A 13,811-nucleotide genomic window follows, 5' to 3' on the forward strand; every position below is an offset into this window, starting at 1 on the left:
CATGGAATTCTGGTTGACTGCCGCACTGCTGACTCTTGCAGCTACATTGACTGTTTTGTTGCCGTTGACACGGAACAAGCAGGAATTTTTGCCCCCTGAAAAGAACGACCTAGAAGTGTATCGCGACCAGTTGCGCGAGGTTGAGGCCGACGCTGCGCGTGGCATGATCGACGCTCCCAGTGCCGAACAGGCTCGTATCGAAATCTCCCGACGCATCTTGAATGCCGAAAAGGCCAGTGCGGAATCGGCTGCCAATATGCAGAAAGCTCGATCCGGTCGGGTGCTGGCTCTCGCAGCGGTTCTGGCCGTTCCTTTGATCGCCTGGGGCATTTACCCGCTTTTCGGAACGCCTGACACGCCCTCGATGCCATTGGCGGCACGTCTGGCGAATAGCCCGCAAAATAGCTCGGTTGATGAACTTATTGCTCGTGCCGAAGCGCATCTTGCGCAAAACCCCGGCGATGCACGCGGATGGGATGTATTGGCACCGATTTATCTGCGGATTGGTCGCGGAGCTGATGCAGTCAATGCCTACCGTTCCGCAATTCGCCTTGAAGGTGAAAACTTCCAACGAATTCTTGGTCTTGGCGAAGCTTTGATCGCAGTATCCGGTGGGCCAATTACCGCCGAGGCAGAAGGTCTGTTTGAAAAAGCGGCTGCGCTTGAGCCTGATGACATCCGGCCTCAATATTACCTCGCGCAAGGCGAGATGCAGGATGGTAATGCAGATGGCGCGGTAAAAAGGCTACAGACGTTCCTTGATAAAGCACCGGCAGATGCGCCTTGGCGTGCACAGGTTGAGCAGACCATTGCGCGTATCCGCGGAATTGCTCCGCAAGCGCCTGCAAACGGTCCTACAACCGAGGATGTTGACGCTGCGGCCTCAATGAGCCCTGAAGATCGTCAGGCTATGGTTGAAGGTATGGTTCAACGTTTGGACGAAAGTCTTCGCGAAAATGGCGGGGATATCGATGGCTGGAAGCGACTTGTGCGCTCATATATGATCCTTAATCGCCGGGATGATGCACTTGATGCGCTGAAACGTGGAGTTGCGGCGTTGGATGGTGAAAAGCGGGATGAGCTAACAGGCTTTGCCGCAGGACTGGGTTTGGAAGCAGGGAGCGCAACACAATGAGTGCGACCGCAGAAAGCAGTGGACGTAACACAAAGCCAAAGGGTAGTTTAACCCGTACAGTGGGCCAGAGAAAGCGCAAGCGCCTGATATTGATCGGTGGTGCTTTGGCTGTTCTCGCTGTCGCGGTTGGCCTGATGCTTATGGCTTTTAATCAGGACATTCGATTTTTCCGAACACCTGCCGATTTGACTGAACAGGAAATCACTTCGGGTGCCCGGTTCCGTTTGGGAGGCCTTGTTGAAGAAGGCTCCGTGATGCGAGAAGGCAGCGAATTGCGCTTTACCGTCACAGACACAATCAAGACCGTTAAAGTCGTCTTCGAAGGAATTGCTCCTGATCTTTTCCGTGAGGGACAGGGCGTCGTCGCGGAAGGCCGCTTCGGTTCTGACGGTGTATTTCGAGCTGATAATGTGCTCGCCAAACACGATGAAAATTATGTCCCGAAGGACCTCGCCGACAGCCTGAAGAAAAAGGGCGTTTGGGAAGGTCAATAATGGGAAACGGACCAGTAATCGGAATTGGACAAAGCTTATGAATGTCGAGATTGGCCATTTCGCGCTTGTTCTGGCACTGGCTTTGTCAGTGGTTCAGTCTATCGCGCCGGTCGTAGGTGCGCAGCGTAGAGACATGCAGTTGATGGGGGTTGCAGTACCAACTGCACTGGCCGTCTTTGCGTTGATTGCGTTCTCTTTCATGGTTCTGACATTCGCCTATGTCGTCTCTGACTTTTCGGTCCTTAACGTGGTCGAAAACTCCCATTCGCAAAAACCGATGCTTTATAAAATTACCGGCGTTTGGGGCAATCATGAAGGCTCTATGTTGCTGTGGGTGCTGATTCTTAGTTTCTTCAGTGCGCTGGTTGCAGCCTTTTCCGGCAATTTGCCAGAAACCCTGCGTGCGAACGTTCTTGGCGTTCAGGGCTGGATTGGAACTGCCTTTCTGGCCTTCATCATTTTCACTTCCAATCCATTTACGCGCATTATTCCAGCACCGATTGAAGGTGGCGATTTGAACCCGATCCTTCAGGATATAGGTCTCGCGATCCATCCTCCGTTGCTCTATCTCGGCTATGTTGGCTTTTCTGTATGCTTTTCCTTTGCTGTCGCTGCCCTCATCGAAGGTCGTATTGATGCGGCATGGGCGCGTTGGGTTCGCCCTTGGGCGCTGGTCGCGTGGATGTTCCTGACGGGCGGCATTGCAATGGGCTCTTACTGGGCCTATTACGAGCTCGGCTGGGGCGGCTGGTGGTTCTGGGATCCGGTCGAAAATGCGTCCTTCATGCCATGGCTGGTTGGAACGGCACTGCTGCATTCAGCGATTGTCATGGAAAAACGCTCGGCCCTCAAAATCTGGACAGTGCTGCTCGCGATCCTGACTTTCTCACTGTCGCTTTTGGGAACCTTCCTTGTGCGTTCCGGCGTATTGACGTCAGTGCATAGTTTTGCGACCGATCCGGGACGAGGCCTGTTCATTCTCGCTATTCTTGCCATCTTCATCGGTGGTTCTCTGTCGCTTTTCGCTCTTCGCGTTCAGAGCCTGTCTTCGGGCGGATTGTTCCAACCGATCTCGCGCGAAGGCGCCTTGGTCTTCAATAATCTCTTTCTCACAACCGCTGCCGCAACCGTTCTTATCGGTACGCTCTATCCACTCTTGCTGGAAGTGTTGACTGGTGACAAGATTTCGGTCGGCGCTCCCTTCTTCAACATGACCTTCGGACCATTGATGATCCCACTGCTGTTCGCTGTGCCTTTTGGTCCGCTGCTTGCCTGGAAGCGAGGAGACCTATACGGCGTTGCGCAACGGCTGATGACTGCATTCGCATTGTCACTCATTACGGTCGGTATTGTGATTTGGCGCAGCGAGGCTCATTCCGTGCTCGCAGCGCTCGGCATCGGTCTTGCTGTATGGCTGATCCTTGGTAGCTTGACTGATCTCTGGTTGAAGGCCGGTATCGGCAAGGTTTCCGCGAGCAAAGCGCTGTTGCGCTTTAAAGGACTGCCACGTTCGGTATTCGGGACAGCTCTTGCGCATATTGGCCTTGGCGTGACTTTGCTCGGTATTATAAGCGTCACGACGTATGGTACCGAAAGTGTACTGTTGATGCGCCCGGGGGATACGACAAAGGTTGCGGATTATTCGCTACGCTTTGAAGGTCTACGTCCTTTGACCGGTTCAAACTTCACAGAAAACCGCGGCACGTTTACACTGCTGGATTCATCAAATCGTGACCTGGGTCTGATCGAACCGTCTAAGAGGTTTTTCCCGGCCCGTCAGATGCCAACCACTGAATCAGGCATCCGTACTTTATGGTTCAGTCAGGTTTACGTGGCTTTAGGCGATGAACCTGGCAATGGCTCCATCGTGGTGCGCGTTTGGTGGAAGCCGGATGTAACGCTGATCTGGTACGGTGCGCTCATCATGATGGTGGGGGCGATGTTCTCGCTCGCTGACCGTCGCCTGCGTGTCGGCGCTCCATCAAAGGCGCGCAAGTCCGCATCAAAGGAAGCAGAGGCGACAGCATGAGGATATGCAAACGTCTTTCCTTGCTTCTTCTGGGATTGTCGCTGGTATTTAGCGGATCAGCCGCTCTGGCAGTCAATCCAGATGAAGTGCTCGGCGACCCTCAGCTTGAAAAACGAGCGCGAGAGATATCGGCGGAACTTCGCTGCATGGTCTGTCAGAACGAATCGATTGACGATTCAAATGCCGAACTGGCGCGCGACCTGCGTGTTCTCGTGCGTGAACGCCTGACTTCTGGCGATTCTGATAAACAGGTGATGGACTTTGTCGTCGATCGTTATGGCGAATTCGTTCTGCTTAAACCTCGCTTAAATGCACAGACAGCGCTTCTGTGGGGCTTCCCGGTGCTGATTCTTTTGATTGGCGGGATTGCTTTGACCATTGCGTTCCGTCGGCGCAACACTACAACCGAAGTCCAAAAGCCGCTATCAGCGCGAGAAAAAGCCGAGCTTTCCAGGCTTCTCGACGATAAGTGAGCTAATATTCTATTCTGATTTTTTTCTCAAACCTTACAAAACTTTCATCTTCCGGAAATTGAGCGGTAAGGTAGCCCGAACTATCTTGAGCTCTATAAAGGATTATAGGACCGGATTTGCCTTGGTGGGAATTCTACGTCCGAGATTGCTGCTCGTAAGGAGAGACAGATGTCGAAGATTATAACTTCAAAGTATCGCAAGGGTGTTGCAGCGGTAGCGCTGTCAGCCGCGCTTGCCGGTGCGTTCGTCGCAACTGGCCCAATGGGCGTGATGAACAACGCCCGCGCCGAAGCAGTCAGTGTCACTCCGCCTCAGCAGGCAGGCTTTGCCGATCTGGTTGAAAAAGTGCGCCCGGCAGTCGTTAGCGTTCGCGTCAAGAAGGATGTGCAGGAAGCGGATAGCCGTGGCCAGCAGTTCGGGACACCTCCCGGTTTCGATCAGTTGCCAGATGGCCATCCGCTGAAGCGCTTCTTCCGTGATTTTGGAGTGGAGCCGCGCGGTGACGCACGTCCAGATAACCGCCGTCCGGGCAATCGTGGCAAGCCGCGTCCGGGTCACGAACGTCCTGTGGCACAGGGTTCCGGCTTCTTCATCTCCGAAGACGGTTACCTCATTACCAACAACCACGTTGTTTCTGACGGTGATGCCTACAGCGTCGTTCTTGATGATGGCACCGAACTCGATGCGAAGCTGATCGGCACTGATGCGCGTACCGATCTTGCTGTGCTGAAGATCGATGATGCCAAGCGCAAGTTCACATATGTAAAGCTCGGCGATGACAGCAAGATCCGAGTCGGTGATTGGGTCGTTGCTGTTGGCAATCCGTTTGGTCTTGGTGGTACGGTCACATCCGGTATCGTTTCGGCCCGCGGTCGTGACATCGGTGCAGGTCCTTACGATGATTTCATCCAGATTGATGCTGCTGTTAACAAGGGCAACTCCGGTGGCCCAGCTTTCGATCTTTCAGGTGAAGTCATTGGCATCAACACTGCAATCTTCTCGCCTTCAGGCGGCAGCGTAGGTATCGCCTTCGCAATTCCTGCATCGACTGCCAAGCAGGTCGTCGACCAACTGATCAAGAAGGGCTCTGTTGAGCGTGGTTGGATTGGCGTGCAGATCCAGCCAGTCAACAAGGATATTGCTGCTTCACTTGGTCTTGCAGAAGAAAAGGGTGCGTTGGTAGCCTCTCCTCAGGCGGATGGTCCTGCGGCAAAGGCAGGCATTAAGTCTGGCGATGTAATCACGGCGGTTAATGGTGAACCGGTTCAGGATCCACGTGATCTGGCCCGTAAGGTTGCCAATATCGTTCCGGGTGAAAAGGCTGCTTTGACGGTCTGGCGCAAGAACAAGGCTGAAGAAATCGACATTACGATTGCCGCTATGCCACAGGATCTCGGCAAGGCGGACAGCCAGTCTGGCGGGAGTGATACGGAGCAAGGCGAAACGCTCGACTCGTATGGTTTGACGGTCACGCCGTCGGAAGACGGTGACGGCGTTGTTGTCACAAATGTCGATCCCGATAGCGATGCGTCTGACCGTGGCATTCGTTCCGGTGACATCATTGTTTCGGTTAACAATCAGATTGTTAAGAGCGCCAAGGATATAGACAACGCAATTGCTGAAGCCTCAAAGGCTGGTCGTAAGGCTGTGCTGTTGCAGCTTCAGAGCAACGACCAGAGTCGTTTCGTAGCCCTTCCGATCGATCAGGGATAATGGTTGCGTGAGGCAAAGTATCTGAAAATAAAATGCCAGGCGGAGAACCCGCCTGGCATTGCTTCATTTTCTCCAACGATCCGGTTTATAGTATCGCCATGAAGATTCTCGTTATTGAAGACGACCGCGAAGCGGCCCGCTATCTTGAGAAGGCCTTTACTGAGGCCGGACATTCTGCCGACATCGCCGGCGATGGCGAAATCGGTTATGCGCTGGCTGAAAACGGCAATTATGATGTGCTGGTCGTTGATCGCATGTTGCCCAAGCGTGACGGTCTTTCTGTAGTCGCCGGATTACGTGCCAAAGGCATGGAAACGCCGGTACTCATTCTTTCCGCCCTCGGCGAAGTGGATGACCGCGTAACTGGTTTGCGCGCAGGCGGTGATGACTACCTGACCAAGCCCTATGCATTTTCTGAACTGCTTGCACGTGTTGAAGTTCTGCAACGCCGCTCAAGCCCACGCGAAGCAGATACAATCTACCGCGTTGGCGATCTGGAACTCGATAGGCTTGCCCACACAGCGCGCAGGCAGGACGTGGATATTACCCTCCAGCCACGAGAATTTCGTTTGCTTGAATATCTGATGCGCCATGCAGGACAGGTGGTAACGCGCACGATGCTGCTTGAAAATGTCTGGGATTATCATTTCGATCCTCAGACCAATGTGATTGATGTGCACATCTCACGACTTCGCAGCAAAATCGAAAAAGGCTTTGATGGTCCATTGCTGCATACCGTTCGTGGTGCGGGCTATATGCTCAAAGCCGGGCGCACTAAAGCCTCTACTGCGAGTGCCAAGGTGGAATGATGGGTCGTTTCTCTGCGCTTATGCGCACGACGGCAGCGCGCCTATCGACGCTTTATCTCCTTTTGTTTGCCGTAGGAGCGGTAGCACTGGTCTTTTATATGACCAATCTTTCTGCCTCCATTATCAACAGTCAGACTCAGGAAGCGCTGGGCGAAGAAGTCGCAAGCATCGGTAAGGCCTATGCGCGGGGTGGTATTCCGCAACTTGTGCGCACGATTGATTACCGTTCACGTCAACCCGGCGCCTACCTCTATCTGGTCGCAGACCCGTCTGGTCGTATTCTATCCGGCAATGTTGAAGGGGTTGAGCCGGGCGTGCTGGATACGGATGGCATTGTCGAGCGCGCCTTCAAATATCGCCGTTATGGTGAGCAGGGAACTGAGACTGAACACCGTGCGATTGCAGTTGTGATTGCATTGCCTAATGGCATGCGCTTGCTGGTAGGTCGCGATTTGGGTGAGCCGGAGCGTTTCCGCGATCTTGTACGCAGTTCGCTTATGTTGGCTCTCGGCATTATGGGTGTCGGTGCGCTTCTGATCTGGTTCTTCGTTGGGCGGCGTGCACTTAAGCGCATCGACGAAGTTTCGCGTGCTTCGCAGCGCATTATGGATGGCGACTTGACAGGGCGATTGCCGGTTAATGGTTCCGGGGATGAGTTTGACCGTCTCTCCAGCAATCTCAATGTCATGCTTGGGCGCATTCTTGAACTGAATGAAGGCTTGAAGCAAGTTTCCGATAATATTGCGCATGACCTCAAGACACCACTCACACGTCTGCGCAACCGCGCTGAAGAGGCGTTATCAGGGAAGAAGGCTGGTCCTGAGTATCGTGAGGCGCTGGAAGATATCATCGGTGAATCTGATCAGCTGATCCGCACGTTCAATGCGATTTTGATGATCTCACGTCTTGAAGCAGGCTATTCGGCTGAGAATTTGGAAAACATGTCGGTCGCATCTATCGTCAGTGATGTGGCTGAAATGTACGAGCCGGTTGCCGAAGATGCGGGTGCCACTTTGACACTTAGCACGCTTGATGATGCGCCGCTGCATATCAACCGTGAGCTTGTGGGCCAGACCGTCTCCAACCTCGTTGATAATGCGATCAAATATGCGCTCTCAGGCGAGAACCCTGCTGTGGTTACACTTTCCATGGAGCGTGATTCACAATGGGTGCGCATCGTGGTCGCTGATAACGGCCCAGGCATTCCAGAAGACAAACGCGAGCAAGCGACTGAACGGTTCGTACGGCTTGAGGAAAGCCGTACACAGCCGGGATCGGGGCTTGGTTTAAGCCTTGCCAAGGCGGTTATGAAATTGCACGGTGGTGCTCTGCGTCTGGAAGATAATGGACCCGGCCTGCGTGCAGTACTTGAGTTTCCCTTGCCGAAGGACGCACAATCTTAAAGCATTTTCGGCAAAAGTGGGAGCCGGTTTTGCGTAGGATAAAGCGTTAAAACAAATAGTTATAGCGGTTCCAACTAAGACTGAATCGTTGGGACAGCTATAAAGTGACATGCTAGAGGGGATCATGGCGGCTGAAAATTCAAAGGAACTGCTTTTCGACCGTAACCTTTGTGGGCTGGCACCGCTTGATTCTGAACGAGCACAATCCTTTCTGACTGATCTTGAAGAACGGGCAAAGGAAGACGAGCTTGGTCGCGTCACCGCACTGCTGAACAATGAGAAAGCCAGGAGCTTTCTTGCAGCCGTTCTTGATCTGTCGCCGTTTATTCGTGAATCCTTGATCCGTAAGCCGCGCATTCTTGATAGAATTGCAACAGCCGCGCCCGAAGAGGCACTCGCCGATATTCTTTCCGAGATTACCGCATCCGGCACGGAAGAGGGCGTCACAGAAGCTTCTTTGATGAGCAGTCTGCGCCAGCGAAAACGTGAGGTGCATGTGCTGATCGCGCTTTGTGATCTGGCGCAAATCTTCAATACAGAAACGACAACGGGCTGGCTCACCGATCTGGCCGAAGCTTGCACGGGCGCCGCCATCCGCTTTCTGCTTCGAGACGCGGACAGTGCGGGCAAAATCAAACTGCCCGACCGTGAGAACCCTGATAAGGAATGCGGTTGGATTGTGCTTGGCATGGGCAAATTCGGCGCGCGTGAACTCAACTATTCCTCTGATATCGATCTTATCGTCTTTGTTGACGAAACGCGTCCTGCTATCGGTGATCCCTACGAATGCGTTGATACGTTTTCGCGGATGACACGGCGTCTGGTTCGCATTCTTCAGGATCGCACGGCAGACGGCTATGTTTTCCGCGTCGATCTGCGTTTGCGCCCTGATCCAGGTTCGACGCCTTTAGCGATCCCAGTTGGTGCAGCCCTTCATTATTATGAAGGGCGCGGGCAGAATTGGGAACGTGCGGCGATGATCAAAGCGCGCCCTATTGCCGGGGATCGTGAGTCCGGCAAACAGGTGTTGGCCGAGCTGGCCCCTTACGTTTGGCGCAAATATCTCGACTACGCGGCAATCGCCGACGTCCATTCCATCAAGCGGCAGATCCACGCCCATAAGGGGCACGGCGATATTGCCATTCGCGGCCATAATGTGAAGCTCGGTCGTGGTGGCATCCGCGAGATCGAATTCTTTGTGCAAACACAGCAGTTGATTGCAGGCGGACGGTTCCCTGAATTGCGTGGTAATCAAACTGTCCCGATGCTCGGAAAGCTCGCAGAGCGCGGCTGGATCAGCGAAAAAGCCCGCGATTGCCTCGCCAAAGAATATTACTTTCTCCGCGATGTAGAACATCGCATTCAGATGATTGCCGACGAACAGACCCATATTCTGCCGGAAGACGATGAAGGCTTTGCTCGCGTCTCTCATATGATGGGTTACGCTGATACCGCAGAGTTTTCCGAAGTGTTTCTGTCAGCTCTCAAGGTTGTCGAAAAGCACTATGCCGCGCTGTTCGAACAAGCGCCGGAGCTTGGTTCCTCCAGTGGCAATCTCGTTTTCACCGGCGATGTAGACGATCCGGGTACTTTGGAAACGCTGGCCTCGATGGGCTATGAACGTCCCAGCGATATCTGCCGCGTTATCCGCACATGGCACTTTGGTCGCTATCGCGCCACGCAATCAGCAGAAGCGCGCGAACGCCTCACTGAACTGACCCCAGCCTTATTACAAGCCTTTGCTGCTACCAAGCGCGCCGATGAATCGCTCTTGCGTTTCGATGGGTTTCTGCAAGGCTTGCCTGCGGGCATTCAGCTTTTCAGTCTGCTGCAATCCAATCCGCGTCTTCTCAATCTGCTCGTGATGATCATGAGTGCGGCGCCACGACTTGCCGAAATCATCACAAGGAAGCCGCATGTTTTCGACGGTTTGCTTGATCCGGCGATTTTTTCCGAAGTGCCAACCCGCACCTATCTTGAAGAGAGGCTCCGAGCATTTCTGGGCGCTGCAACCGATTTTGAAGAAGTTTTGGATCGCCTGCGTATTTTTGCGGCTGAACATCGCTTTCTGATCGGTATCCGTCTGCTGACAAGTGCAATTGATGGCATCCGTGCTGGGCGCGCCTTTTCCGATCTGGCTGAGCTGATGATCGGTAAGGCCTTCGAGGTTGTTGAAGCCGAACTGCAACGGCGTCATGGTAAGGTTAAGGGTGCTAAGGTAGTGCTTCTTTCGATGGGCAAGCTCGGTAGCCGCGAACTGACCGCAGGCTCTGATGTCGATCTGATCCTGCTCTATGAACATGACAAGGATACTGAAGAATCCGATGGTGAGAAGCCGCTGGCTCCGTCACAATATTATATCCGGCTCACACAGCGCCTCATCGCTGCACTCTCCGCTCCGACTGCCGAAGGTGTGCTTTACGAAGTCGATATGCGATTGCGCCCATCGGGCAACAAAGGCCCTGTCGCAACCCATATTGAGTCATTCGGAAAATATCAGCGCACAGAGGCTTGGACATGGGAACACATGGCTCTGACGCGCGCACGCCCAATTCATGGCGACGCTGCATTCATAGATTTCATCAAGGGTGAAATAGAGGATGTGCTATCCACCAAGCGCGATACGGCTAAAATAGCCAAGGACGTGCGTGAAATGCGCGACCTCATTTATCAGGAAAAGCCACCGCGTGACGATTGGGATTTCAAGCTGAAACCCGGCGGTATTGTCGATCTTGAATTCATAGCGCAGTTCGCGGTTCTCGTTGGAAAGGTCGCAAAGACCCCGCGTCCTCTTGCAACTGAGGAAGTGCTTGCTGGCCTTGATCCCTCATTCGCCGATCCAGCAACAATTGATGCTCTGGTTGAAGCGCATCGCTTCTATACCAATCTCAGCCAAACAATACGTCTCTGCCTTGGCAGTGACGCCACGCGTGAAGAGTTCATTCCTGGAATGATTGATATTCTCTGTCGCGCTGCCGAGCTGCCGGACATTAAACGCGTGGAGCATCACCTGACGGAACTGGCCTCGAATGTTCGAACCGTTTTTGACAAGCTGATAAACTGATTATGCTGCGTGGGTTTCAGTATGTTGGCTGGAGGCAATGGCCTGTCTCCGGTCAGGTATGCATACCGAGACCACGGTTCCAATGCCTTCAGTTGAGCGGATGCGCAGCCAGCCGCCATGGAGTTCAGCAAGAGATCTGGTGATCGCAAGGCCTAGACCTGAGCCAGTATGCGATTTTGTGAACTGGTTCTCGACCTGCTCGAACGGCTGACCGATTTTCCGCAGAGCGGATTTCGGGATACCGACGCCAGTGTCCTGAATAGTCATGAACAGAGCTGATCCAGTCTTCCGTGCGCGAACAGTGATGCGTCCATTGTGAGACGTGAACTTCACCGCATTGGATAGAAGGTTGATCAGCACTTGCTTGACGGCACGGCGATCCGCATTGAGCTGCATGGCTTCTTCAATACGCGTCTCAACTGTGATGTTTTTTTCATCTGCTTGCAAAGAAATCATGCGCACAGTTTCATTGATCAGCGGACAGAGGTCGATCTCCTCACGATCAAGCGAAAAGTGGCCCGCTTCGATCTTCGACATATCGAGAATGTCATTGATCACGTTGAGTAGGAAATTACCGCTGGTGTGAATGTCGTTGATATATTCCTCATAGCGGTCGGAGCCGAGTGGCCCGAAAGTGCCAGCCTGAATCATTTCGGAGAAGCCGATGATTGCATTGAGCGGGGTGCGCAACTCGTGAGACATATTGGCAAGGAATTCGGACTTGGCGCGGTTTGCAGCTTCCGCGCGTTCCTTTTCCTGACCGTATTTGCGAGCCAGCTCTGATAGTTCACGTACGCGGTCGCGCTCACCTTTACGGGCAATGGACAGGTCGTGAATGGTCGCCATCAGGCGTCGTTCGCTATCCACCAGACGTTCCTGATGCTGCTTGATCTGGGTAATGTCGGTGCCGATGGAAACCAAACCACCGTCCTGTGTACGGCGTTCATTGACCTGTAGCCAGCGCCCATCGCTCAGTTGACGTTCGAAAGTCTGGCCACCAGCGCGATTATGCTCGTTCGCCATGCGACGTTCAAAGCTGAATGGACGCGTATGCGCATCAACTTCGTTGCGCGGCACGCCGGGCTTGAGTGTCCAGACCGGAAGACCTGCGTATTCGCTGAACTTGGAATTGGCCATCACCAGACGGTTATTGGAATCCCAGAGAACGAATGCCTCGGAAATATTCTCGATGGCTTCCCGGATACGCATATCGGCTTCTGCCGTCTGCTGCGCAAAGCGATGCTGTTCACTGACGTCGAATGCAATGCCGACGAGGTGCAGATCATTTTCGGACGCGATCTCGGCACGAACCCGCATCCAGACCCAAGAACCATCCGCATGGCGCATACGGAAAACGCGATCCACATGCGAAATGTCACCAGCCGCTGCCTGTTCCGCAATCGAATAAAGATCGCCGTCTTCTGGATTGATGATTGCAGACACGTCGCCAAAGGCAAGCACAGCATCCTGCGCCTCATAGCCGAGCATCTCATACATGGAGCGCGACCAGTAGATGCGTCCGCGTGCCATATCCCAATCCCACAGACCACCACGACCACGCGCAAGCGCCATATCGATACGACGCTGGATCTGGCCGGAAAGATCGTCGGCTTCGCGGGCACGCGCTGCCTGACTGAAATAGGCATAGAGAATTGCAAACATCACTCCGGTCGTGCCTGCAAAGAGCGTCACGTTAAGCGATACGGCGCGTTTCCATTCAGCAAATATCGTGCTTTCCGGTTCCGCTGCAATGATAGCGTAAGGAACAGTCATTGGTTTTGACACTGTGCCGTAGGCAGCTTCTCCGTTCATGACGACTGTCAAAACGCCAGCACGTTCCGCAAACATAAACAGGGGCTGGATGTCGCTAAACACATCATCGGCCTGTTTGCCGACGATGTTGGTTGCGGGGCCGGAGGCTGTGACGATGACTGAATCGTCATTGACCAGAGCAATCGTCATGCCGCTCGAAGAAAGACCGCGGGAGCGAAATTCCGCAATGGTATTATCAAGATCTTTGGGCGCCATTTGCGCACCAGCCTGCGTGCCATTCGCTGCACGCTCGATCATCTGCGCCAGATTGGCAGTCGCGGCGGACAAGGCTGCCTTGTGCTGCAATTCGATGTCTTCGCGCCACGATAACATCGAGAACACGCGCGCCACGCCAAGTATGATGAGAAAGATGATGATGAGGGCCGGAACAAGACGACGCAATACGGGCTCAACCGCCACGAACTTACCGTAGGCAGGACCCGCAAGAAGCTTGGCATGCCCCGAGAGCCTGCCTTTCTTCCGCTTCCGTCCGGAGTCGCGATGCTTCCCCGCCGTCGCGTCGTACGCGTCGGTGCTTGCCATCTGTTGGCCCCTCTTGATTTGCCGTGACAGTTCCCAAGATGCGCCGGAAGCGCTGTCCGCCCGAAACTGCTTGAACTGAAATCTCTACTCAAAATGTTTCGGAATACGCCATCTCCGAACAGCTTCAATGAATCAAAAGTGATTCGCGCTGTCCAGTGAATTCGTTAACGAGATGTAAAAAACACCGCCGCCGCACTTGGTTTTTCTGTTGAATCTCAACCTGTTAAGCGGAATCAGTTTGAGAGAGTGCTCATCTAACATCATGAAAAGACTCATTAAAGCCGTAAGTCTTTGCAGGTTTTATGCGGTTTTGCTTGGATGACGGCAGAACGGTTG

At 53.6% G+C, this 13,811-nt stretch carries 9 protein-coding genes; 8 read left to right on the top strand and 1 reads right to left on the bottom strand.

Features of this window, described 5'->3' with window-relative positions:
• The first annotated feature begins 1 nt into the window (after position 1).
• The 8 genes from ccmI (at position 2) to CES85_RS12480 (ending at position 11,120) form a co-directional block, all read left to right on the top strand.
• Positions 2-1,135 (top strand): c-type cytochrome biogenesis protein CcmI, encoded by a 1,134-nt coding sequence (gene ccmI, locus CES85_RS12445; protein WP_095446279.1) that lies wholly within the window; start codon positions 2-4, stop codon positions 1,133-1,135.
• Positions 1,132-1,629, top strand: a complete 498-nt coding sequence (ccmE, locus tag CES85_RS12450; protein ID WP_095446280.1) for a cytochrome c maturation protein CcmE — start codon at positions 1,132-1,134, stop codon at positions 1,627-1,629. Before ccmI ends, ccmE begins: the two co-directional genes overlap by 4 nt.
• A gap of 37 nt (positions 1,630-1,666) precedes the next feature.
• The gene (locus tag CES85_RS12455) at positions 1,667-3,658 is read left to right on the top strand and encodes a heme lyase CcmF/NrfE family subunit (RefSeq protein ID WP_095446281.1); all 1,992 of its coding nucleotides are present in this window, start codon (positions 1,667-1,669) and stop codon (positions 3,656-3,658) included.
• Positions 3,655-4,131, top strand: a complete 477-nt coding sequence (locus CES85_RS12460) for a cytochrome c-type biogenesis protein (protein ID WP_095446282.1) — start codon at positions 3,655-3,657, stop codon at positions 4,129-4,131. Before CES85_RS12455 ends, CES85_RS12460 begins: the two co-directional genes overlap by 4 nt.
• Positions 4,132-4,299: 168 nt before the next feature.
• Positions 4,300-5,844 carry a Do family serine endopeptidase gene (locus CES85_RS12465; RefSeq protein ID WP_095446283.1) on the top strand — a complete coding sequence of 515 codons (1,545 nt, stop codon included), beginning with the start codon at positions 4,300-4,302 and terminating at the stop codon, positions 5,842-5,844.
• A gap of 98 nt (positions 5,845-5,942) precedes the next feature.
• On the top strand, positions 5,943-6,653 hold the full coding sequence (locus CES85_RS12470; protein ID WP_095447861.1) for a response regulator transcription factor: 711 nt from the start codon (positions 5,943-5,945) through the stop codon (positions 6,651-6,653).
• A complete protein-coding gene (locus CES85_RS12475; protein ID WP_095446284.1) occupies positions 6,650-8,056 on the top strand; it encodes a sensor histidine kinase in 1,407 nt (468 codons plus the stop codon). The genes CES85_RS12470 and CES85_RS12475 overlap by 4 nt, the downstream gene beginning before the upstream one ends.
• A gap of 124 nt (positions 8,057-8,180) precedes the next feature.
• Positions 8,181-11,120, top strand: coding sequence for a bifunctional [glutamine synthetase] adenylyltransferase/[glutamine synthetase]-adenylyl-L-tyrosine phosphorylase (locus tag CES85_RS12480; RefSeq protein WP_095446285.1), 2,940 nt, complete (start codon positions 8,181-8,183; stop codon positions 11,118-11,120).
• Here CES85_RS12480 and CES85_RS12485 read toward each other — a convergent pair whose 3' ends face one another.
• Positions 11,121-13,475, bottom strand: a complete 2,355-nt coding sequence (locus CES85_RS12485) for a PAS domain-containing sensor histidine kinase (RefSeq protein WP_095446286.1) — start codon at positions 13,473-13,475, stop codon at positions 11,121-11,123. It abuts the gene before it with no gap.
• Positions 13,476-13,811 lie beyond the last annotated feature (336 nt).

Origin of the sequence: Ochrobactrum quorumnocens (assembly GCF_002278035.1) — a bacterium.
GTDB lineage: Bacteria > Pseudomonadota > Alphaproteobacteria > Rhizobiales > Rhizobiaceae > Brucella > Brucella quorumnocens.

Coding starts and splice junctions, on each gene's coding strand:
- ccmI (WP_095446279.1), top strand. CDS start 2: ATGGAATTCTGGTTGACTGCCGCACTGCTGACTCTTGCAGCTACATTG.
- ccmE (WP_095446280.1), top strand. CDS start 1,132: ATGAGTGCGACCGCAGAAAGCAGTGGACGTAACACAAAGCCAAAGGGT.
- CES85_RS12455 (WP_095446281.1), top strand. CDS start 1,667: ATGAATGTCGAGATTGGCCATTTCGCGCTTGTTCTGGCACTGGCTTTG.
- CES85_RS12460 (WP_095446282.1), top strand. CDS start 3,655: ATGAGGATATGCAAACGTCTTTCCTTGCTTCTTCTGGGATTGTCGCTG.
- CES85_RS12465 (WP_095446283.1), top strand. CDS start 4,300: ATGTCGAAGATTATAACTTCAAAGTATCGCAAGGGTGTTGCAGCGGTA.
- CES85_RS12470 (WP_095447861.1), top strand. CDS start 5,943: ATGAAGATTCTCGTTATTGAAGACGACCGCGAAGCGGCCCGCTATCTT.
- CES85_RS12475 (WP_095446284.1), top strand. CDS start 6,650: ATGATGGGTCGTTTCTCTGCGCTTATGCGCACGACGGCAGCGCGCCTA.
- CES85_RS12480 (WP_095446285.1), top strand. CDS start 8,181: ATGGCGGCTGAAAATTCAAAGGAACTGCTTTTCGACCGTAACCTTTGT.
- CES85_RS12485 (WP_095446286.1), bottom strand. CDS start 13,475: ATGGCAAGCACCGACGCGTACGACGCGACGGCGGGGAAGCATCGCGAC.